This is a genomic window from Bacillus mycoides, from assembly GCF_001757995.1.
Lineage (GTDB): Bacteria > Bacillota > Bacilli > Bacillales > Bacillaceae_G > Bacillus_A > Bacillus_A mycoides_B.
On record NZ_LXLV01000062.1, the window covers coordinates 240,094 to 263,754 of the forward strand.

Sequence of the window (23,661 nt, forward strand, 5' to 3'; positions counted from 1 at the left end):
TCATCAACAAAAAACTGACTGCTATTATGAGCAGTCAGTTTTTTTATTATTTTACATAGTTTTCTTTAACAACCGTTGCACAACGCTCACATAATGTTTCATGTTCCGCATCTTTACCAATTGTTTCTGAAACAACCCAACAACGTTCACATGTGTCACCCGTTGCCTGAGCTACAACAACCGCTGTATGCTCATACTTAGGCGCTTCTTTTGGTGCTTCTTCCATCATACCACCAAGTTTATACTCAGAAACGATAAATAGTTGCTTTAAGTCTTCACTAATAGACTCTAACATAGCTTTCATTTCTGCAGTCGGGTATAGTGTAATACTTGCATTTAATGACTTACCAATTACTTTTTCATTACGAGCGACTTCTAAAGCTTTTAATACGTCATCACGTAACGTCATAAATGCATCCCATTTTGTTTTTAACGCTTCAGCACCAGCTACTTCTACAACTTCTGGCATATTAGTTAACTGTACGCTTTCTTCTTCTGCACCAGGAACATAAGGCCATACTTCATCAGCTGTATGAGATAAGATTGGTGTTACAAGTTTTGTTAATGCAACAAGAACATCATATAATACTGTTTGAATTGCGCGGCGATCTTGGTGATTTGCACCTTCAATGTATAAAATGTCTTTCGCAAAGTCTAAATAGAATGAACTTAAATCAATTGTACAGAAGTTATGGATTGCGTGATATACTGCTGCAAAGTCATATGCTTCATATGCTTCTTTCACTTTTGTAATTAAGTCATTTAATTTTACTAACATGTAACGGTCCACTTCACGAAGCTCAGCTGCCACCACTGTATTTTCACTTGGATTAAAGTCATCTAAGTTTCCTAATAAGAAACGGAATGTATTACGGATTTTACGATATACTTCTGCTACTTGTTTTAAAATATCATCTGAAATACGTACATCAGATTGATAGTCAACAGAAGAAACCCATAAGCGTAAAATATCGCCGCCTAATTGATCCATAATTTTCTTCGGTACGACGATGTTTCCAATCGACTTACTCATTTTACGTCCGTCACCATCTAGTACGAAACCGTGGCTTAGAACACCTTTATACGGTGCTTTACCTGTTACAGCAACTGCTGTTGATAATGAAGAGTTAAACCAACCACGATATTGGTCAGATCCTTCTAAATATAAATCTGCTGGACGTTGTAAATCATCACGCTCTTCTAATACCGCTTGGTGCGAAGAACCTGAATCAAACCATACATCCATAATGTCTGTTTCTTTACGGAATTCACCATTTGGGCTACCTGGATGTGTAAATCCTTCTGGTAATAGATCTTTCGCTTCACGCTCGAACCATACGTTAGAACCGTGTTCACGGAATAAATCTGCTACATTGCTAATTGTTTCATCTGTAATAATTGGATCACCATTCTCTGCATAGAATACAGGAATTGGTACACCCCATGCACGTTGACGAGAAATACACCAATCACCACGGTCACGAACCATATTATGAAGACGAGTCTCACCCCATGCTGGCACCCATTTCGTTTCTTCAACAGCTTGTAATAATTCTTTACGGAATGCTTCAATAGATGCAAACCACTGTGCTGTTGCACGGAAAATGATTGGTTTTTTCGTTCTCCAATCATGTGGATATGAATGCGTAATAAATGTTAATTTTAGTAACGCGCCCACCTCTTCTAATTTTTCCGTAATTGGTTTATTAGCTTTATCATAGAATAAGCCTTCAAATCCAGGTGCTTCACTTGTTAATACACCTTTATCATCAACTGGGCAAAGAACTTCTAAACCATATTTCTTACCAACAAGGAAATCGTCTTCCCCGTGTCCAGGTGCTGTATGAACACAACCTGTACCAGCATCTGTTGTAACGTGCTCCCCTAGCATAACTAATGAGTCACGATCGTAGAATGGGTGTTTTGCAACTGTATACTCAAGTTCGCTACCTTTTACTGTTTTCACAACTTCAGTATTTTCCCATTCTAACGTTTTTGCAACTGTCTCAAATAGTTCAGAAGCAATAATATATTTCTCATCATTTACTTTCACAATAGCATATTCAAGTTCTGGATGAACAGAAATACCTAGGTTAGCAGGTAACGTCCAAGGTGTTGTTGTCCAAATAATGAACTTCTCATCACCTTCTAATACGTTCTTTCCGTCTTTTACAGGGAATGCTACGTAAATAGATGCTGATTTTTTATCTTGGTATTCAATTTCAGCTTCTGCTAAAGCTGATTCACTCGTTGGAGACCAGTAAACTGGTTTCTGTCCTTTATAGATATAACCTTCTTTCGCCATGTCACCAAACACTTTAATTTGTTGTGCTTCATAAGCTGGCTCTAAAGTAATATATGGATTATCCCAATCTGCACGTACACCTAAACGCTTAAATTGTTCACGTTGACGTTCTACTTGCTCATATGCATACTCTGCGCATAACTTACGGAACTCAGCAACTGTCATTTCTTTACGTTTTACACCTTTATTCGTTAAAGCTTGTTCAATCGGTAAACCGTGTGTATCCCAACCTGGTACATATGGTGCACAGTATCCAGTCATTGATTTATAGCGAACAATAAAGTCCTTTAATACTTTATTTAATGCATGTCCCATATGAATGTCACCATTCGCATATGGAGGTCCATCATGTAGTACAAATAAAGGACGACCTTTCGTATGTTCTTGCACTTTTTCATAAATATTCATTTCAGCCCATTTTTCTTGCATTGCAGGCTCGCGTTTCGGTAAATTCCCACGCATTGGGAACTCTGTTTTTGGCATTAGTAATGTATTTTTGTACTCCATGCTCAATTCCTCCTTAAATATATAAACGACAGACCTTAAAAAAGGGAATAAAAAAGAGACCTCTCATCCCCAAAAAGGGACGAGAAAGTCTCCCGCGGTACCACCCTAGTAGATCCTATACGTATGTATAAAATCCTCTTTATATTCTTAACGCGAATATACGCCTACGCTTACTCCATTTGTTCAGCGCGGAACTCCAGGGTGATATTCCCATTATCTCCTTATCCTGAGCTTACACCATCCTCAGTTCGCTATATAAGGTATGAAAAAGGTACTTATCCCTATCTTCGTTTTTCTTAATAAATATGTTGTTTAAAATTATATGTAATAATGAGAAAAACGTCAAGCTTACACTGTTTCTTCTTTTTTCAACAGCTCGTCCACTTCGTCTTCTAATTCAATTAGTTTATCCCAATCATCGTTGTTTAACATTTCAAGTTGTGTTTCTAATAACATACGGAAACGAGTTCGGAATACTTTCGCTTGTTTCTTCAACTCTTCAATATCAAAAGCAACTTTTCTTGATTTCACTAACGCTTCATTAATGATACGATCTGCATTTTTTTCTGCTTCACGTACAATTAATTTTGCTTCTTTTTGTGCATTACGCTTCACTTCTTCAGCAGCTTCTTGTGCGACAATGATAGATTTGTTCAGCGTATCTTCAATATTAGAAAAATGATCTAACTTTCCTTCTAATTGTGCAACCTTTTCTTCTAAAGCTTTTTTCTCACGAATGACTAATTCATAATCTTTGATGATTTGATCAAGAAACTCATTTACTTGATCTTCATCGTAGCCACGAAATCCGCGACCAAATTCTTTGTTATGAATATCTAATGGTGTTAACGGCACAACGCCACCTCCAAGTAGTTATCTAAATTTCCTCTTTCAATTATATCTTTTCTTCGACAAAATAAGAGAATTTCCTTCTAAAAAACCAATCATTTTAGTATACCATACAAAACTCTCCATTTGTCGCGCTTCGTTTTACCTTCTACAGAAAATAATTTACTTCGTCCATACCCTCTAACCGAGAAAACATCCCCCGGAAAACATTCATACGAAGTTTGCTCTACTGTTTTCCAATTGACTTTTACTAGGCCACCTTTTATAAGAGGCTGTACTTTCTGCCTAGATATATGCAGCATTTCAGCTAATAAAACATCTAGACGAAGTGACGAAACTGTTCCAGATTTTTCTCCCCACTTTTCACCTACACGCAAAATTTTCTCTACTTGTATAGGAGAGAGTGTGACTTTCATTTTCCCTATTGATTGTAAGTTCATTTCAATATAGGATACAACTTCTTTCGCAACTGCAATTTGGGCACGATTTTCTTGAAGCAAAATATCACCACATTTTTCCCTTGTTAAACCAAGTGACATGAATGCACCTAATATTTGCCTATGTTCTAGCGTGAAAAACTTGGAAGGATAGTCAATTTCTAATACTTCTACTTGAAATTCCTCTTCATTTAATTCTAGATAATCTGGATAAATTAGTGCTCTTTTCCGTTCGGCTTCAGGCATCGCACCATCAAACCGTACAGCTACATCTCCTTGCCCTATTACCATAGAAACAATTTGTTGCTGTCTTGGATCAAGAAAATCTGTTAACTTGACTTGATGGTACTCAGCAGCCTGTTTCCACTCTAATACTTTATCCACAAAGACCTCTTCATCGGGTCTAAAATGCTCGTAGATGCTCATGTATTTAACCTCACACTATAAAAAATAGTTGAATAAACTCACTAAACCACCTCTAGCAAGTTTCAAGGCAATAATAGCAACAAGTGGAGAAATATCAATCATACCAAATGGTGGAATAAACCTTCTAAACGGCTCTAAATACGGTTCACAAATACGTGCAAGAAACTCTCCAAAAGTTGATTCCTTTGCACCAGGAAACCATGATAGGAGAATGTAAATAATAAGTGCCCACGAGTAAATCTCGATAGCATAAAGTAAAACTGTTAAAACTGTTCCCATGGCGTATTACCACCTCTTTATATTTGTCTCTTCTTCTTCACCGAATAACTCTGAAATCGCACCAACGATATCAACATTTTCAGGTGTACACATAAATGTTTTCGGGCCTATTTTTTGAATATCCCCGCCTATAGCGTATACAGTACCACTTAAAAAGTCAACGATACGTACAGCTTGATCTGTAGACATTCTTTGCAAATTAATTACAACAGCTCGTCTACCTTTTAAGTGATCCGAAATGCCTTGCGCTTCCGAATATGTGCGTGGTTCTAGTAAAACAACTTTTGAAGCTTGCTTCGCTGTTTCAATACTCACTACATTTTGCTTCGGTTGCACTTTCGCAAACGGAACATCTTGTTGTTCTGGGGGATCTTGTTGCTTTTTCATGTCTGTTTGCTCCTTTTCATAACTATATTGAGCTGCTTCTTTTTCTTCCGGTGTGTCAAAAAAGAAGTATTTTACTTTTGACCAACTCATAATAACTTTCTCCTTCCTCTTACGCTTTTCCTACTAAAACCGTTCCCAAACGAATATATGTAGCGCCTTCCTCAATTGCAATCGTGTAATCATTTGACATTCCCATTGATAATTCTTCACATGGTGCATGTAATAATTCTAGCTCCTGCACCTCTGTTTGTAGCATGCGCAATTCCTTAAAGCAGCGACGAATCTCTTCCTCTTCTCCTGTAAACGGAGCCATTGTCATTAATCCTACCACTTCAATCTTATCCAATTCTTGCAAACTTTGAATAAAAGAAATTGTTTCTTCTATCGCCAATCCTTGCTTTGATTCTTCAGATGATGTTTTCACTTGAATAAAGCATTTAACTTTCTTATCAGCACGTTTTTGAATTTCTTTTGCAAGCGAGAGACGATCTAATGAATGTAAATAATCAATCTCATTAATGATTTCTTTTACTTTTCTCGTTTGCAATGAGCCAATAAAATGCCAATTCACTTTTGAACCGAAATGCTCGTATTTTTGTAAGAAACCTTCATTTCTATTTTCACCTAAATCAATAATTCCTGCTTCAATTACTTCGCTTGTTTTTTCAATTCCTACAGTTTTTGTAACTGCAACGAGCTTAATATCTTTCGTCGAACGTCCAGCTCGTGCACAAGATTCTTTAATTACTTCGTTTACATCTGCTAAATTCCCTTGCACTGTCACTTGCTTCACTCCTCCTTAAAACCTATGAAACTCAACATTCTCCCCGTCTTACCTTGATCACGACGATGAGAGAAAAATAATTGTTCTTCACAGCTTGTACAAAGAGATGACATTACAATATGTTCTTCTTTTATGCCTGCTTGTACACATAATATACGATTAACTTCTTTTAAATTAATTGCATACTGACCATCAGAAATTACTTTATAGGGAACAGATCCGTTTACTACTTGCTGTGCTGCTGTTAATACACGATCATCAACAACATAACAACATGATCCGATTGCAGGACCAATTGCGACATGAATTTCATCACTTGAAACACCTTCTGCATTCCACTTTTGAATCATTTCTTTCGCAATCTCTGTTACAGTCCCTTTCCACCCAGCATGCGCAAGTCCTATCATATCATGTGATGGTGCATAAAAATAGAGCGGAACACAATCAGCGTAACAAGATGTTAAGAGAACATCTTTGTTAGTCGTATAAATGCCATCCGTTTTTGGAATACCGTCTTCATATGAATAAACGCCTTTCCCTTTTTCTTGCAGTCCTACTTTCTCAACATGATGGTCATGAACTTGTTCAGAGCAAATCCATTTTTCTAATGGTTTTTGTAACTTATTCGCTAAAATGCGTCTGTTTTCATGAACATTCTCCACGATATCATTCACATGTAATCCTAAATTCATCGCATGAAAGGAGCCTGTACTTACGCCACCATCTTTTGTCGTAAATCCAACAGTAATGTTTCCAAGTTCTTTCCACGCTTGTAAATACAGTATACCGTCCACATATTTAAATGGTTCTCTCATAAAAGCGGCTCCTTTTAATTAAAATAACAGAAAAAAGCATGGTACTTCCTGTCTATTTTACCATACTTTTATTTTTTCATAATGACAACTGAAAAAAAAGAGGAATTTGTAATATTCTTTATGAAATTGTCGGTGTTTGTATTGATTCTGTTACAGAATTAATATTATCTACTCTGACAAGTATGACATCTTCCCCAATTTTCATAATTTGCTCCCAAGGAATCACAAATTCTACTTCCTTTCCAAAGAGTCCTAGCATACGTGTCTGCTTGGAAATAATAACTGCCCTAATCTTCCCTGTGTCTATATCAAAATCAATATCTCCAATATTTCCAAGCCTTTTTCCATCTGAAATATTTACAACATCCTTCATTTGAAACTCCGAAATTCGTATCATATTCATCCGCTCCCTTATATCATGAATCGTAAGTACGCTCTCAAATAAAGTGAAACCTTAATCAGTGGGATTTTTCCCATTCCTACTGATTATTAGTCCATGCTATTCGGCCTTTCACGGATAGCTCTGCTTCCATCTAACTTCTTACTTCAGCCGAATTTCGAAGCGAATAAACAGTATATAACCGCTACTAATAGAACATCCATTTTATTTTCATTATATGAACCTACCCACTCTACTATGAGCGCAAAATATTATATATAAAAAAGGCCTCACCATAACTGGTGAGGACCTTATCCTTGAATCGTCTTATTCATTTGCTTAATAGCAGACTTCTCCAAACGTGATACTTGTGCTTGAGAAATCCCAATTTCTTCGGCAACTTCCATCTGTGTCTTTCCTTGGAAGAACCGTTTTCGAATAATCATTTTCTCACGATCATTTAAACGCTTCATCCCTTCTTTCAACGCTAGTTCTTCAACCCACTGCTCGTCCTTTTGTTTTTCATCCTTTAATTGATCCATAACAAAGATAGGATCTCCTCCATCATTATAAATCGGTTCAAATAATGAAACTGGGTCTTGAATAGCATCTAACGCAAAAACAATTTCTTCATGTGTCACTTCAAGAACTTTGGCAATATCCATTGCTGTTGGTTCTTTTGAATTTTCAGCAATCAATTTTTCTCTTACTTGCAACGCTTTATACGCAATATCTCGTAATGAGCGAGATACGCGAATTGGATTGTTATCACGCAAATATCTGCGTATTTCCCCAATAATCATCGGCACAGCATACGTTGAAAATTTTACATTTTGGCCTAAATCAAAGTTATCAATGGATTTCATAAGTCCAATGCAACCAACTTGAAATAAATCATCAACATATTCTCCTCTGTTATTAAATCTTTGGATGACGCTCAGTACAAGACGTAAGTTTCCATTCACTAATTTCTCTCTGGCGCTTATCTCTCCACTTTGCATTTCACGAAATAATTTACGCATCTCTTCATTTTTTAGTACTGGAAGTTTAGCTGTATCAACACCGCAAATTTCTACTTTGTTTCTCGTCAAAGTGTTCCCTCCTATCGGGAGTTGCTGTACAGTGTAAAGTATTTCCTTTGAAGGGGATTTTATGCATACGGTTTTTCCATCGTTTTTCACAAACATCATATTTCCTAATGCACAAAAAGAGAATAAGACCAGTCTAGATACCGACTGGTCTTATTCTTCACACCATTTTATTAAATTCTTTTCGTAATCTTTTTATAATTCTTTTTTCCAAACGAGAAATATAAGACTGTGAAATTCCAAGCATATCAGCCACATCTTTTTGTGTCTTCTCTTCGCCACCAGCGAGTCCAAACCGAAGCTCCATAATTTGTTTTTCACGATCGTTTAATTGATGCAATGCTTTCATTAAAAGATGACGATCTACAGTAGCTTCTAAATCTTTTGTAATAATGTCATCATCTGTACCTAAAACATCTGATAATAACAGTTCATTTCCGTCCCAATCAATGTTAAGCGGTTCATCAAAAGAAACTTCCGAACGATTTTTATTATTTCGACGCAAATGCATTAAAATTTCATTTTCTATACAACGAGATGCATATGTTGCTAATTTAATTTTCTTTTCTGGATTAAATGTATTCACTGCCTTAATAAGACCAATTGTTCCTATACTAATCAAATCCTCAATATTGATCCCTGTATTTTCAAATTTTCTTGCTATATATACAACAAGCCGTAGGTTACGTTCAATAAGCATCGACCTCGCAGCTTGATCTCCATTTGGTAATTTATTCAAAAGAACTGCCTCTTCTTCTTTCGTTAACGGCGGTGGCAACGCTTCACTTCCGCCAATATAATAAATTTCATCGGTCTTAATTCCTAATTTCAACAATACTTTATACCAAAGGTATACCAAATAAAATTTAAATTTCACCATATTATCCCGCCTCTCATAATTAAGCAATTACCATCTTTTGCGAAATCAACATTTTCGGATGTACAATGCATTGATACTCTCCATTGGTAGATAATTGTTGTGTATTTAATCCAATCAGTACTTTGTTTACAACAACCGAACTACCTTCATGATAAACTTGCACACAATCTGGCTTAATTGCCCATAAAAATTGATTCTCTACTCCTACTGCTCGGAAAGGAATTAAACGTAGTTTCGTCGCCCATCCAGAATCATTTTCTGGTATTTGAGGAATTTCTGTTTTGGAATAAATTTGTTCTGTTAACCAAGCTGGCAAACAATATTCTAATGATGAAATATGCATAATCATAACGGGTGTTTTCGTTAACGGGTCATAAAGTTGGTTCCCACTATCAATTAGACCTGCTAGTTCTAGTTCCTCCCCAGCTAATTGAATTTTCACTTTCACGATTTGATCATAGTGTATCTTTGTGACCTCTACGCTTTCTATACGCTTTTTAGAAAAATAATAAATTACTGGAAAACCAAAAATAACAAACAACCAACTAATTGGATCACCGTAAGAAACTGATTTAGATTGAACTAATCCATTTACCATTTCGTTCGTTTGCAAAAAGTAATGTGTTCCAATTAATCCTCCACCAACCATAAAGGTTACAAAATAGAAAGTAAAAACAGTTTGTGCATAATTTCTAAATGTTGAAAACCCAAATGCTGTATACACAATAAGTAACGAGTACAACAGTTTCATAATTGGATGTGTCATCATAGAAGCAAAAGGCGTAAAGGCGAAAATAACAATAGTTGAACCTATAAATGCCCCTAACACAAGCCTCCATCTTTTGATTCTCTTTTTTAACACGGTGGCTGTTAATAAAAGTAAAAGAAAATCAATGCAGGCGTTTAACAACCAAACAATGTCGGCGTAAACAACCAAACAATTCACCTCTTTTTTTAAGTTGAGACTAGTATAATGCATATCCAATAGGAAAGTGTGTCAATTGGTGGAGGGGTTTTTTTGTTATTTTGTGATTTCTAGACATAATCTGTCGGTAAAAAATAAAAGTGTATTTTTCATAGAATAATATGAATTTCTTACTTGTATACATAATAATTGAATTATATATATACAAAGTTTATCTTGCTATTTGTGGGTAGTAAGACCCCTGCCTCAAAATTCAGCTATAAAAAAGTACAGAAGTTAAGTGGGAGTCGGGCTAACAATCATTTTTGGATGAACACCCCCGACTAATTAAAGTTTCACTTTATTTATCACAGCTTATAGCTTAAAAATAGGACTGGACTCTCCATATGCAAAATAATAAAAAAAGATCTGCTTAGCAGATCTTTTCCATTTAGACAACAAAAAAAGGAGCATGAAAGCTCCTTTTCTTTTATCGTCTACGACGGTTACGTAAGAATGCTGGAATATCGATGTCATCTGAATCTGTATGACGATCATGCACAACCGGCTCTTCACGTTTCATTTCACGCTTAACTTCACGTTGTTTTGAAGGTTGAGCTACTGGTTGTTGTTGCTGTTGCGTGTGATTCGCAGTCGGACGGATAATTGGTTTTGGTGGCTGCATCGAAGCACTATCATCAAAACCAGTTGCAATTACAGTGACAACGATATCATCTTTTAATCCTTCATTAATAACAGAACCGAAAATCATATTTACTTCTGGATCCGAAGCTGAAGCTACAATGTCTGCTGCTTCTTGTACTTCATATAAACTTAAGTTTGCGCCGCCCGTAATGTTCATAATAACACCTTGAGCCCCATCAATAGATGTTTCTAGTAATGGACTAGAAATCGCTTTTTTCGCAGCTTCAGCCGCACGATTTTCACCATTACCAGAACCGATACCCATTAAAGCAGAACCTCTATTAGACATAATTGTTTTTACGTCTGCAAAGTCTAAGTTGATTAGACCTGGTGTAGCAATTAAATCTGAAATACCTTGAACACCTTGACGTAATACGTTATCTGCTTCACGGAACGCTTCTAACATTGGCGTATTTTTATCAACAATCTCTAATAAGCGATCATTTGGAATTACAATAAGTGTATCTACATTTTCTTTAAATGATGCAATACCAGATGCAGCTTGAGTTGCACGTTTACGTCCTTCAAATGTAAATGGACGTGTTACAACACCAACTGTTAACGCACCTAGTTCTTTTGCAACTTGAGCAACAACTGGAGCTGCACCAGTTCCAGTTCCGCCGCCCATACCAGCAGTTACGAAGACCATATCCGCACCACGAAGCGCTTCCTGAATCTGTTCTTTACTTTCTTCTGCAGCCTTTTTCCCTACTTCAGGGTTTGCGCCTGCACCAAGTCCACGCGTTAATTTTCCACCAATTTGCATTTTCGTTTCAGCTTTTGATAGATTTAATGCTTGTGCATCAGTATTCACAGCGATAAAGTCTACACCTTGTACACCGTGTTCAATCATACGGTTTACAGCATTGTTTCCGCCACCGCCGACACCGATAACTTTTATATTCGCTAATTGATCTTGAGTAGTATCAAACTCTAACATGTCGAAATCCCCCTAGAACCTCATTTTTCGTGTCTAATTTTAATCCCATAAATAACGGAATACACGTTTTACTTTTGACATCATGCGGTCATCATTTTGATTAGTATTGTTTTGATTACGAGTTTTTTGTTTCGCAGGTTGCTGTTGTACCGGCATTGGTGCTGGTACTGGTTCAAAATGTTCTTGCTTTTCCTGCACATTTTTCCCACGTAATTTAGCTTTTTGATAAGAATGTTTAATTAATCCAACTCCACTTGTATATTGGGGCTCACGAACACCAATATAATCAGGAGTTGCTATACGAACATTTTCATGTAAAATATCGTATGCAAGATCAAGAACACCTGGCATAGAAGCTATCCCACCAGTTAGTACATATCCAGAAGCTGCTTGCTTTACTCCTAACTTACGCACTTCATCTTGAACAAACATTAAAATTTCCTCTACACGAGCCTCTATTATATCCGATAATTCCAACTGAGAATATTGTTCTGTTTGATCACTTCCCATAATAGGAACCGTAAACATCTCTTCTTCAGATGCTGTATCATAAAAAGCATGTCCATATTTCAGCTTAATTTGATCTGCATTTTCTGTTGAAGTTTTCAGCCCAATCGCTATATCCTTCGTTATATGATCTCCACCTAATGGCAATACGCTCGTTGCTTGCAACTCTCCATCTTTAAAAATAGATAAGGTTGTAGATCCTCCACCCATATCAACAAGGGCTACTCCTCTATTTCTTTCATCCGAAGATAACGCAACTGTCGCTGCCGCTAAAGGTTGCAGACAAATATCAACAATTTCAAGACCTGCTTTTTCTACACAACGAAGTAGGTTATGTAGTAAAGTTCTCGAGCCTGTAATAAGTGTACCTTCCATTTCTAATCTTACACCGATCATCCCGCGTGGATCGTTAATCTCGTCAAGACCGTCTACAATGAACTGTCGAGGTACCACATCAATAAATTCACGTTCAGGAGCAATTGACACAACTTGTGCTGCATCTAGAACGCGTAAGACATCTTCATTCCCGATTTCACGATCTTCATTTGAAACAGCGACTACTCCGTGACACGGGAGCAACTGTACCTGGTTTGCATTGACACCTACTACAACTTGCTCAATGTGGATACCCACCATGCGCTCAGCCTGTTCAATTGCTTTTTTAATTGATCGAACAGTTTCATCTATATCAACTATCGATCCCTTCTTCAAACCATTTGATTTTACGTTTCCAACACCAATAATGTTTAAGCCGTCATTAACCATTTCACCAATGATGACTTTAACATTGGATGTACCGATGTCAAGACTAACATATATTTCATTGCTGTTCATTCTTTGGCACCTCCTTCTTTATTTATACCATACAACTCAATATATGGAACAACAATCGCAACTTTACTATTTATAAGAAAAATATTCAACGTCTTTATACGTTTCCCTTTTTTAACCCTATATTTTTCTTATTTTTATTTAACATTCATTTAAGAATATCTCAGTAACCTGTGAATAACTGCTCTATCTTGAAATAATTATATTTCAAGTGTAAAGATTACCGCCAAGTATAAGTCTACACTAAGATGTACTTGTAGAAAAGTGAAACTTGTACCAATCCTAGTATGAATCTAAGAAAATTTACATTTTTTTCATCAAATTAAGCATTCTTGCAAATTAGCATCCATATAAAAGAACGTTTGTTTCATTCTATACGTAATAACGCAGTAAAAACTATCATTCTATTCTTTCTTTTCTTCAGTGCCTAGTTCCTTCGTATATGCACCCACTTCTAAGTCAATTAAAACCTTCTTACCAGGTTCAATTGTTTTTAAGATAAGTGGATAAGCTTCCATTCGCTTTGCGAAATTTTGAATAGTGGTGCTCACTTCATATCCTTCATTCATATATAAAGTAAGATGATCTTCATTTGCGTTCGTTGGTGTATAACGAATTTCAGAAATAGACCTTAAAATAGTCGGCGTTAATTTTTCTAGTTCTGCAATTAATTCCTTCATTTTTTCCTCTTTAAACGGTTCAAAAATTGGCGCTGCAACTGGAAGTTTTCCGTTCGGAAGTACATCGAGTGTTTTCCCATTTTCTAATAACGGTTGTAATTTTCCATCTTTGTTTATATAGCCAATTGTTAAATATTCTTCGATATGAACATCAATTTTGTTTGGGAAACGTTTTTTTACATTTACCGCTTTAATTTCTTTTCGTTTCGTTAAGTTTTCTTCTGCTTTATGTGCTGTTACTCGGAAATAACTCGTATCATATGTCACACCTGATTCCTTCATAACTTGTTCATCTGTCATATAATGATTTCCAAACAAACTTATCTTTTTTATATTACTAAGCGGAGACCGAAAATAAATTAAAAAGAGTACTAATAAAAATAAAATCGATATGTATAAAATTAACCTATGATTAACAGGTTTCTTATTCTTTTTCTTTTGATTCTTTAATTTTGGTACACGATCTTGTAGTTTAATCACTTTACTATTTTTCATGTACGATCCCCCTATGTAACATAAAGAACGGCATGTTCCTCATGCCGTTCTTATCTTCTTATTATAACATAAATGATAATGAGCGGAACGAACAACCGTTATCTTCCAATTATTTCTACTTCTGTATGCATATCGACACCAAATTTATCCTTAATTGTACGCTTTATCAATGCGATCAAGTCTAATACATCTTGCGCTGAAGCCACACCAGTATTAACAATAAAATTCCCATGCATTTCAGAAATTTGAGCTCCACCTATTTTATAGCCACGAAGCCCTGCTTTTTCTATTAAATCTCCTGCAAAATATGGGACTGGATTTCGAAATATACTTCCTGCACAAGGGTGATTCCAAGGCTGCGTTTCACGGCGATACTCTTTATTCTTTTGCATGCTTCTTACAATTTCCTCGCATTCGCCTACCTCCAATTGGAATTCAGCTTCTAAAACAATACCAGGGCGTTTCATTTGCAATACAGATGTGCGATAAGAAAACCCCATTTCGGTATTCGTCAACCAATTAATTGTTCCATCTTCAAACAAAATACGAGCTTTCGTTAATACACTCGATATGTCGGACTGATGAGCGCCTGCATTCATATACACTGCACCGCCAACACTTCCTGGAATACCACTTGCAAATTCCAAGCCAGCTAATCCCTGGCGACTAAGTAAAGTTGACAATTTAATAAGGGGATATCCAGCACCAACTCTTACTCTATGTTTTTCGACTTCTAAGTGGTCTAATCCTTCTCCTAAACGAATAACCACACCTTCTATACCTTGATCAGATACGAGAAGATTTGAACCACGACCAATTGCAGTCCACCCTGTCTTGTACTTCTTTACTAACTCTAGCGTCTTCTCAATACCAGCAACATGCTTTGGCACAATTAAAATATCAGCTGGTCCACCTATTTTCATAGTCGTGTAACGCGCTAACGGTTCATCAACTAACACATGGCCAACATTTGCTTCTAAAAGCTCTTTTACTAATTGTTCCATAGACAATCTCCCCCATATTAAGTCTCCTTATGACAGTAATATGCAGGGCGTTCACCTAATGTTATTTTTTAATAAGCTTGTTCATTACTTCATATAGCTTATTTGCTGCATCTGGAATACCAAGTTGCTTAGTAGCCAGTTTCATATTTTGTAATGTTTGTGTATCCAATAAAATCTCATCAATGTCACGAATAAGCGTTTCAGATGTTAAATCTTTTTCAAGTAGCATTTTAGCTGCTCCTTTATCAACAACTGATCGTGCATTTTTTTCTTGATGGTTATTTGTTACATACGGACTTGGAATTAATACACTTGGTTTTCCTAACGCTGTTAATTCTGCAAGCGTTGTAGCCCCTGCTCTTGAAACAACAAGATCTACACCAGTCAGTACCTCTGGCATATTATGAATAAAAGGTTTAATAATAACATTATTCGGATTCCCTTTTTGTTTCACGGCTTCCATAACTTTATCATAATGTACTTCGCCTGTTACATATAATACTTCGTAACTTTTATTCCCAAATTGTTCAATCGCTTCTACAAAAGCATCGTTAATCGGTCTAGCCCCGCGACTCCCACCAAAAATAAGCACGGATTTTTTAGAAAGGGATAGTCCTACCGAACGTTTTCCTTTCATTCCATTTTGGTCCATCACTTCTGATGCACGTGGATTACCTGTCATAACCACTTTTGACTGCGGGAAATGTTCTGCAGCTGCTTCAAAGCAAACTGCAACTTTATCGACATAACGACTTAAAAATTTATTCGTTACACCAGGTACACTATTTTGTTCATGTACAATAGTCGGAATACCTAATTTAGCCGCAGCATATACAACTGGCCCACATACGTATCCACCCGTACCAATCACAATATCAGGGTTAAAACGACGAATATATCGTTTACTATCTTGAACACCTTTTAGGAAACGCATCACTGTTTTCACATTATCAAGAGATATTTTTCGTTTAAATCCACTTATAACAATAGATTGGAACGGAATACCCGCTTTCGGTACGATGGTACTCTCTAATCCACTCTCTGTACCAATGTATAAAAATCTTGCTTCCGGATTTAGTTTTTTTATTTCTCTAATTAAAGCAAGAGCTGGATAAATATGTCCTCCAGTACCCCCACCACTTACTAATACTCGCACTACTGATTCCTCCACTTCCCTGTTCTTATTCAATCGTATTTATTTCTATATACATATTGTATTTTCACACACACACGAAAAACCCTGTCTTTTAAACAGGGTTTAATAGCGAGAATGGCGACTTATATTCAATAATACACCTACTGCCATTAACATTAAGGTCAAACTTGATCCACCATAACTTAAAAACGGCAAAGTAATACCCGTAACAGGCATCAGTCCTGTTACAACACCAACATTAATCATTACTTGAATCGCAATCATCGCCACAATACCTACTGCTAAAAACGTACCATATAAATCTGGCGCTCCTAATGCTATACGAATCCCGCGCCATAATAATAGACTAAATAATAATAACACAAATGAACCACCAATAAAACCTAATTCCTCGGATAAGATTGCAAATATAAAGTCTGTTTGTGGTTCAGGTAAATAAAGAAATTTTTGTCTACTTTGTCCAAGTCCAAGCCCAAATAAACCACCAGGTCCAATTGCGAGTAATGATTGGATAATTTGAAATCCACTTCCGAGCGGATCCGACCACGGATCTAAATATGATGTGATGCGTTTCATTCGATATGGTGCTGATGCAATTAACCCTACAAATCCCGCTGCACCAAGCAAACCAAACATTGCAAAGTGAAAAACCCTTGCTCCCGAAATGAATATCATAATAATACATGTCCCAACCATTACCGTTCCCGTACCAAGATCTGGTTGTAACATAATCATCCCAAAAGCAAGAAATACAAAACTAAGAGCCGGTAGCAAACCTCGTTTAAACGATGTAATTAATTTTTGTCGTTCCGCTAAAAATTTTGCTAAGAAAATAATCATCGCGAATTTCATAAACTCTGACGGTTGGATAGAAAATGCTCCGATTCCAATCCAACTTCGCGCTCCCCCACGAACGAGACCTACTCCAGGAATAAGAACGAGAATAAGAAGAACGAAACAAACTAGTAAAATTACTTTTGAATACGTACGCCACACCCAGTAATCAATTTTCATGAGAGAAAACATAGCTACTACCCCAAGACTTGCAAATAACAATTGTCTTTTTGCAAAAAAGAATGAATCCCCCATTTTATAAGAGGCCCAAACCGCACTCGCACTATAAACCATAATCATTCCGATTGTTAACAACGCAAGTGTAACGATGATGAGAATAAAATCAGGCGTTTTCTTCATTACCCATGAACACCACCTCTTTGGGCAGAACCTTTGCCCTATGTAACAAAACATCAGTAGGTGTTAGCCTACTGATGTTTTGATTTACTTTATATAAGTTTATGCACAGCTTGTATAAAAATGTCTCCTCTTTCTTCAAATGTTTTAAATTGATCCCAGCTTGCACATGCTGGTGAAAGAAGAATAACATCACCATCGGTAGAATGAGCATAAGCCTTCACTACTGCATCATCTAAAGTATCGACACTTTCAATTACATCTAATCCTGCTTTTTCTGCCGCTCTTACTAATTTTGGTGCAGTTTGTCCAAATGTTACAATCGCTTTGACATGTTTAAAGTATGGAATTAAATCATCAAATTCATTACCACGATCAAGTCCACCAGCCAATAATACAATCGGTTGTGTAAATGCAGATAATGCTTTTTCTGTCGCTAGCATATTCGTCGCTTTTGAATCATTATAAAATTTACGATTATTAATCGTTGTTACATATTCTAAGCGATGTTTTACACCTGTAAAACTTTTTAACACAGCAGTAATTGCTTCATTAGAAACACCTAGTAATTTAGCAATACTCATTGCTGCTAAAATATTTTCTAAATTGTGCTTACCAGGTAAAACAATATCGCTTACTTTAACTACTTTTTCGCCTTTAAAATAAAGAGCGTTATCTTTTATACACGCACCATCTTCAATTTCTTTCGTCGTCGAAAATAATACTTTCTGTCCTTTACTATATGCCGATAATGCCATTACATCTGCATCATCTGCGTTAATTACACTATAATCTGTTTCAGTTTGGTTTTTGAAAATATTCGCTTTCGCCAAACCATACTCTTTCTTCGTCCCGTGATAATCTAAATGCGCTTCAAATAAATTTAAAAAGGCTGCAATTTTTGGTTGGAACGATTCCACTCCCATCAATTGAAACGATGAAAGTTCCGTAACGACAACTTCATTTTCTTTCGCCAATTGTGCAACTTCACAAGCTACAGTACCTATATTCCCCGCAATAACTGGGTGCTTTTGTCCTTCTTTTAACATTTCAAACGTTAACATTGTCGTTGTTGTTTTGCCGTTAGATCCCGTAATCCCAACAAACGGTGCTGCTGAAATGCGATATGCTAATTCAACCTCAGTTACAATTGGAATTTGCTTTTCCTTCGCCGCTACTAAGAGTGGATTAGAATATGGAATTCCTGGATTTTTTACGACAAGTGAAATGTTTCTCTCCAGCAATTCTAACGGATGCCCACCACATATAACATCCATTCCTTCCGCTTGTAACTCAGCAGCAAGCACATTACCCATTAATGGTTTCCCATCATTTACAATGACGTTTGCCCCTAATTTTTTTAATAAAGTAGCTGCTGCATAGCCACTTTTAGCAATACCTAATACAAGAACATTTTTATTTTGATATTCAGTTACAGTTTTCAATTACATCCACACCCCGATATAAATTCCTAGCACAGCTAATAAAAATCCTACAGACCAAAACGTTACAACAACGCGCCACTCTGACCAACCACATAATTCATAATGATGATGTAATGGACTCATTTTAAAGACACGCTTTCCTGTTGTTTTGAACGAAATAACTTGGATAATAACAGATAAAGTTTCCGCTACGAATACACCGCCAATAATAACGAGTAACAATTCTTGTTTTAACAAAATCGCTACAGCTGCGATAGCACCACCTAAAGCTAGAGAACCTGTATCCCCCATAAATACTTTCGCTGGATTCGCATTGAATACTAAAAAGCCAAGTACAGCTCCTACAACTGCCATACAGAAAATCGCTACCCCAAATTGTTCTTGAGCTACAGCAATAATACTAAATGCTCCGAATGCAATAGCAGCTGTTCCTGATAATAAACCATCTAAACCATCTGTTAAATTAACCGCATTTGATCCACCAATAAGCATAAATAATACAAGAACAAAATATGCCCAGCCTAATTCAAATTTAACATCAGTTCCCGGAATCATGATATAAGTGTGAAATGCTTGCCCTTTTCCAATTAAAAAGAACGCAATAGCAATTACAAGCTGACCAATCAATTTTTGTTTTGATGTTAAACCAAGATTTCTTTTCTTTACTACTTTTATGTAGTCATCTAAAAATCCGATTAATCCGTACCCAAATGTAACTAATAATAACAATGATACTTCTGCACCTAAATTGTTAAATTTAATCGCCATAATAAGCGTAGTCACCATCATAGATACATATATGACAATACCACCCATCGTTGGTGTCCCTGATTTCTTTTGATGTGACTTCGGTCCTTCGTCACGAATACTCTGTCCGAACTTTAACTTTCTTAAAAATGGAATAAATAATGGCGAAAGGGCAACAGAAATTAAGAATGCTACCCCAGCCGTTACTAATAAACCTTGTTCAAGCACATGTAGTCCTCCTCTCATGCTGTTACACTTCGTTGTTTAAACGCTCCGTGATTGCTTCTTTAGCGACTTCACGATCGTCAAAATGATGAACTTCTTTACCAATAATTTGATATGTTTCATGCCCTTTACCAGCAATAATAATAATATCTTCTGCTTTCACTTTCGAGATAGCGGAACGTATCGCTTCTTTTCTATCAACAATTACTTCATAATTATTCCCATTTGCATCATTTACCATATCATCTAAAATAGCCTTCGGATCTTCACTTCTTGGATTATCTGATGTATAAATTGCGTGAGTTGCATATTTGGTTGCAACACTTGCCATTATTGGTCTTTTCGTTCTATCTCTATCACCACCGCAACCAACGATACAATATACATCACCTTTTGCAAACTGTTTTGCTGTTTTTAGTACGTTCTCTAAGCTATCAGGTGTATGTGCATAGTCAACAATAACTGTGTAATTTTGTCCACCATCAACAACTTCAAAACGTCCAGGAACACCAGCAAGCTCTTTAATTACATCAATAATTGTTTGTAAGCTCACTCCTGAAACAAGACCTGCTGCTGTAGCAGCCAACACGTTGTATACATTAAACTTACCAATTAATTTCATCGTAACATTTACAGTTTCATACGGTGTTACAAGTGTAAATGTTGTACCACCACTCGTCATTACGATATCTCGTGCCATAATGTCGCTTGCAACATCTATACCATATGTTACAACAGTAGCTGCTGTACTTCTCATATACTCTTCTGCTACTGGATCATCACTGTTTAATATAGCGTATTTTTCACGATTATGATGATAACTATTGCCAAGCTGTGCAAAAAGCAATCCTTTCGCATGTTTATATTCTTCCATCGTTTTATGATAGTCTAAATGATCTTGTGTTAAATTCGTAAATACTGCAACATCGTAATCGCACCCGTGTACACGGCCAAGATCTAAAGCATGAGACGAAACTTCCATTACTGTGCTATCTACACCTTGTTCAACCATTCTTGAAAACGTCTGTTGAAGTGTTAGTGCATCTGGTGTTGTATTTTTCACCTCAAATGTTTCATCACCGATTTTCATATTAATCGTTCCAATTAGCCCTGTTTTATGACCATGTGCGCGCATAATTTCATCCATAATATGCGATGTTGTTGTCTTTCCATTTGTACCTGTAATACCGATTAAATGTAACTTGTGTGTTGGTTGGCCATAAAAATAATCAGCTAAAACCGCTAGCGAACGAAAAGTATTTTTCACAAGTACAACTGGAACGTCAACATCAATTGGTCTTTCCGCAACAATAGCAGCCGCTCCTTGTGCGGCTGCTTGCTTAGCAAATTCATGGCTATCAACCGTATATCCTTTCATGCATATAAATAAGCTTCCCTCTTTCACTTTACGTGAATCCGCTTCAATAGATGTTATTTCTGGATTTTCTTTTGGAACAACTGGAAAATCATGCAAACATGATAAAAGTGTATGCAACTTCATTTCACTAAACCCTCTCTACATTGTTTATTTATCTCTTATTTTAGCAAGTAACACGTTACCTCCTAGTTATATAAAAATAGGAGGTAAGTGCTACTATAGTCTAATCAATAGATTTATTTATTAATGAGACACTTATCGTCTCAAATAAAGCAATTTTTCTATAAAAAAACTCACTTCCACCAATTGTACCATAAAACACAATCAGTTACCTTTAATTCCCGAAGTAAATTCTAACTTTTGAACCCTCTTTTACTTTAGCTCCTGCTTCTGGTGATTGTTTAATTACTTTCCCACCATCACCACTTATATCAAGCTTCAAGTCTACAAGTTGCGTTTGTAAATCTTTCTTTTTCATACCAATTAAATTCGGAACTTCCACAGTTGGTGTATCGCCCCATTTATATTCTTTCTCAACTTGCTCTTTTCTCGGTTCCACTCCCATTACAGGAAGTGCGTCACGAAGAATATTCCCAACAATAGGTGCTGCTACAACTCCACCAAATTGAGTGACTCCTTTCGGGTTATCCACTGCTACATAAACAACAATTTGCGGATCGTCAGCTGGAGCAAAACCGATAAATGATACAATATAGTTATTATCTAAATATTTTCCATCTTTCACCTTTTGAGCAGTTCCAGTTTTTCCACCTACACGATATCCATCAATATAAGCCCCTTTACCAGAACCTTTCGCTACAACATTCTCTAATGCGTAACGAACTTTCTCTGAAGTTTCCTTGGAAATAACTTCCCTTTTCGCAACAGGTGTCTTTTTGCTAACAACTTGATTATTCTCCGGATCAATAAATTCCTTTGCTATATATGGCTGATACAAAGTTCCACCATTTACAGCGGCCGCTACAGCTGCTACTTGTTGAATCGGTGTAACAGAAACACCTTGCCCAAATGAAGTCGTCGCTTGCTCGACTGGACCAACTTTATCTAAATTAAATAAAATCCCGCTACCTTCACCTTGTAAGTCAATTCCGGTCTTCTGGCCAAACCCGAAATTGCGAATGTATTTAAACAATCGATCTTTACCAAGACGATCACCGAGTTCAATAAATCCTGGGTTACAAGAGTTTTGAACTACCTCTAAAAACGTTTGGCTACCATGGCCTCCAGCTTTCCAACAGCGCAATCTAGCTCCACCAACTTCAGCTGCTCCATCATCATAAAACGTATCTTTCTCTAAGTCTACCAAATTTTCATTCAAGGCTGCAGCTAATGTAATAATCTTAAATGTTGACCCCGGCTCATACGTACTCCATACAGGTAAGTTTCTGTTATATACGTCGGGAGAAACACTTTGGAAATCTGCTGGATCAAAACTTGGCCGACTTGACATACCTAAAATTTCACCATTTTTCGGATTCATTGCAATTGCTATCATACCATCAGGATTATACGTTGATTCCGCAATATTCATTTCTCTTTCCATAATCCTCGTAATGCGTGAATCAATTGTTAATCCTAAATTCAAGCCGGCTTCTGGTTTTTTGAAATCATCTCCAACGTTAGGCATTCTCTGTCCTTTTGCATCTGCAAAAAATCGCACATGACCTTTATCACCATTTAGCTCTTTATCATAATATTTCTCTAGTCCCATAAGCCCTTGATTATCACTGCCCGCAAATCCTAATACGTGTGATAAAAAATTACCGAATGGATAGTACCTGATAGAATCCTCTGCGATGTACACACCCTTTAAACTTAATCCGCGTACTTCTTTCGCTTTGTCATGCGATATTTTCCTTCCGCCTTTATCAAGCCTTACAATCGACTCTTTTTTTGTAATCCGCTTATAAATATCATCTTTTTCCACACCTAATACTGCAGCTAACTTCTCTGCAGTCTCTGCTGGTTTTTCAATTTGCCTCGGCACAACAAAGACGGTCGGTGCACTTTTATTCGTAGCAAGCTCCACACCATTTCGATCTAAAATCTTCCCTCGCTCTGGTTCAAAAGTAATATTACGACTCCATGAATCCTTCGCACGATCCGTTAACATATTTCCAAGAAAAAATTGCACATATCCAAGACGAATATCGATGATGGTGAAAATGAGTATACCCGATATAAGTATAAAAATAAGTCGTTTCCTAACTGTTACATTTGATACACGCATATTGGAACAAGCCTCCCTTACGCCTAGCTTGTTCCAATATATGCTTGTACTTATTTAATTAGAACT

General features: G+C 36.6%; 21 protein-coding genes and 1 other annotated feature. All 21 genes read right to left on the bottom strand.

The genetic code is table 11. The features are described 5' to 3' along the window. Positions 1 to 46: 46 nt before the first annotated feature. The 21 genes from ileS2 to BWGOE10_RS19620 all read right to left on the bottom strand — a co-directional run bounded on the left by ileS2 (position 47) and on the right by BWGOE10_RS19620 (position 23,595). Positions 47 to 2,812, bottom strand: a complete 2,766-nt coding sequence (gene ileS2 / locus BWGOE10_RS19520) for an isoleucine--tRNA ligase (protein ID WP_070144626.1) — start codon at positions 2,810 to 2,812, stop codon at positions 47 to 49. Positions 2,813 to 2,884: 72 nt separating this feature from the next. Beyond that, positions 2,885 to 3,109, bottom strand: a binding site (T-box leader). A gap of 51 nt (positions 3,110 to 3,160) precedes the next feature. After that, a complete protein-coding gene (divIVA, locus tag BWGOE10_RS19525) occupies positions 3,161 to 3,667 on the bottom strand; it encodes a septum site-determining protein DivIVA (protein ID WP_001131609.1) in 507 nt (168 codons plus the stop codon). 89 nt (positions 3,668 to 3,756) lie between these two features. Continuing rightward, a complete protein-coding gene (locus tag BWGOE10_RS19530; RefSeq protein WP_070144627.1) occupies positions 3,757 to 4,524 on the bottom strand; it encodes an RNA-binding protein in 768 nt (255 codons plus the stop codon). A 15-nt stretch (positions 4,525 to 4,539) separates the two neighbouring features. Beyond that, positions 4,540 to 4,803 (bottom strand): YggT family protein, encoded by a 264-nt coding sequence (locus BWGOE10_RS19535; RefSeq protein ID WP_070144628.1) that lies wholly within the window; start codon positions 4,801 to 4,803, stop codon positions 4,540 to 4,542. Positions 4,804 to 4,809: 6 nt separating this feature from the next. Beyond that, the gene (locus BWGOE10_RS19540; protein ID WP_070144629.1) at positions 4,810 to 5,280 is read right to left on the bottom strand and encodes a cell division protein SepF; all 471 of its coding nucleotides are present in this window, start codon (positions 5,278 to 5,280) and stop codon (positions 4,810 to 4,812) included. Positions 5,281 to 5,299: 19 nt separating this feature from the next. After that, the gene (locus BWGOE10_RS19545; RefSeq protein WP_070144630.1) at positions 5,300 to 5,974 is read right to left on the bottom strand and encodes a YggS family pyridoxal phosphate-dependent enzyme; all 675 of its coding nucleotides are present in this window, start codon (positions 5,972 to 5,974) and stop codon (positions 5,300 to 5,302) included. 5 nt (positions 5,975 to 5,979) lie between these two features. Continuing rightward, positions 5,980 to 6,789, bottom strand: a complete 810-nt coding sequence (gene pgeF / locus BWGOE10_RS19550; protein ID WP_002111428.1) for a peptidoglycan editing factor PgeF — start codon at positions 6,787 to 6,789, stop codon at positions 5,980 to 5,982. Positions 6,790 to 6,907: 118 nt separating this feature from the next. Then, complete coding sequence (locus tag BWGOE10_RS19555) at positions 6,908 to 7,186, bottom strand: YlmC/YmxH family sporulation protein (RefSeq protein ID WP_070144631.1); 279 nt, start codon at positions 7,184 to 7,186, stop codon at positions 6,908 to 6,910. 293 nt (positions 7,187 to 7,479) lie between these two features. Beyond that, entirely contained in the window at positions 7,480 to 8,259 is a 780-nt protein-coding gene (gene sigG / locus BWGOE10_RS19560) for an RNA polymerase sporulation sigma factor SigG (RefSeq protein ID WP_002014725.1), read from the bottom strand. 157 nt (positions 8,260 to 8,416) lie between these two features. Further along, entirely contained in the window at positions 8,417 to 9,136 is a 720-nt protein-coding gene (gene sigE / locus BWGOE10_RS19565) for an RNA polymerase sporulation sigma factor SigE (RefSeq protein ID WP_002128857.1), read from the bottom strand. Between the two features lie 19 nt (positions 9,137 to 9,155). After that, on the bottom strand, positions 9,156 to 10,073 hold the full coding sequence (gene spoIIGA, locus BWGOE10_RS19570; protein ID WP_070144632.1) for a sigma-E processing peptidase SpoIIGA: 918 nt from the start codon (positions 10,071 to 10,073) through the stop codon (positions 9,156 to 9,158). Between the two features lie 457 nt (positions 10,074 to 10,530). Further along, positions 10,531 to 11,685, bottom strand: a complete 1,155-nt coding sequence (ftsZ, locus tag BWGOE10_RS19575) for a cell division protein FtsZ (RefSeq protein ID WP_070144633.1) — start codon at positions 11,683 to 11,685, stop codon at positions 10,531 to 10,533. Positions 11,686 to 11,724: 39 nt separating this feature from the next. After that, complete coding sequence (ftsA, locus tag BWGOE10_RS19580) at positions 11,725 to 13,026, bottom strand: cell division protein FtsA (protein WP_070144634.1); 1,302 nt, start codon at positions 13,024 to 13,026, stop codon at positions 11,725 to 11,727. 401 nt (positions 13,027 to 13,427) lie between these two features. Next, positions 13,428 to 14,198, bottom strand: coding sequence for a cell division protein DivIB (gene divIB / locus BWGOE10_RS19585; protein ID WP_070144635.1), 771 nt, complete (start codon positions 14,196 to 14,198; stop codon positions 13,428 to 13,430). Between the two features lie 98 nt (positions 14,199 to 14,296). Continuing rightward, positions 14,297 to 15,202 (bottom strand): UDP-N-acetylmuramate dehydrogenase, encoded by a 906-nt coding sequence (gene murB, locus BWGOE10_RS19590; RefSeq protein WP_070144636.1) that lies wholly within the window; start codon positions 15,200 to 15,202, stop codon positions 14,297 to 14,299. Positions 15,203 to 15,263: 61 nt separating this feature from the next. Further along, positions 15,264 to 16,358: an undecaprenyldiphospho-muramoylpentapeptide beta-N-acetylglucosaminyltransferase gene (murG, locus tag BWGOE10_RS19595; RefSeq protein ID WP_070144637.1), complete on the bottom strand. Its 1,095-nt coding sequence runs from the start codon at positions 16,356 to 16,358 to the stop codon at positions 15,264 to 15,266. 102 nt (positions 16,359 to 16,460) lie between these two features. Further along, a complete protein-coding gene (gene spoVE / locus BWGOE10_RS19600) occupies positions 16,461 to 17,552 on the bottom strand; it encodes a stage V sporulation protein E (protein ID WP_002111438.1) in 1,092 nt (363 codons plus the stop codon). An 89-nt stretch (positions 17,553 to 17,641) separates the two neighbouring features. Beyond that, complete coding sequence (gene murD / locus BWGOE10_RS19605; RefSeq protein ID WP_070144638.1) at positions 17,642 to 18,994, bottom strand: UDP-N-acetylmuramoyl-L-alanine--D-glutamate ligase; 1,353 nt, start codon at positions 18,992 to 18,994, stop codon at positions 17,642 to 17,644. Continuing rightward, on the bottom strand, positions 18,995 to 19,969 hold the full coding sequence (gene mraY / locus BWGOE10_RS19610; RefSeq protein ID WP_002014738.1) for a phospho-N-acetylmuramoyl-pentapeptide-transferase: 975 nt from the start codon (positions 19,967 to 19,969) through the stop codon (positions 18,995 to 18,997). Between the two features lie 22 nt (positions 19,970 to 19,991). After that, positions 19,992 to 21,467: a UDP-N-acetylmuramoyl-L-alanyl-D-glutamate--2,6-diaminopimelate ligase gene (locus tag BWGOE10_RS19615; RefSeq protein ID WP_070144639.1), complete on the bottom strand. Its 1,476-nt coding sequence runs from the start codon at positions 21,465 to 21,467 to the stop codon at positions 19,992 to 19,994. A gap of 211 nt (positions 21,468 to 21,678) precedes the next feature. Next, positions 21,679 to 23,595: a stage V sporulation protein D gene (locus tag BWGOE10_RS19620; protein ID WP_070144640.1), complete on the bottom strand. Its 1,917-nt coding sequence runs from the start codon at positions 23,593 to 23,595 to the stop codon at positions 21,679 to 21,681. Positions 23,596 to 23,661: the final 66 nt, after the last annotated feature.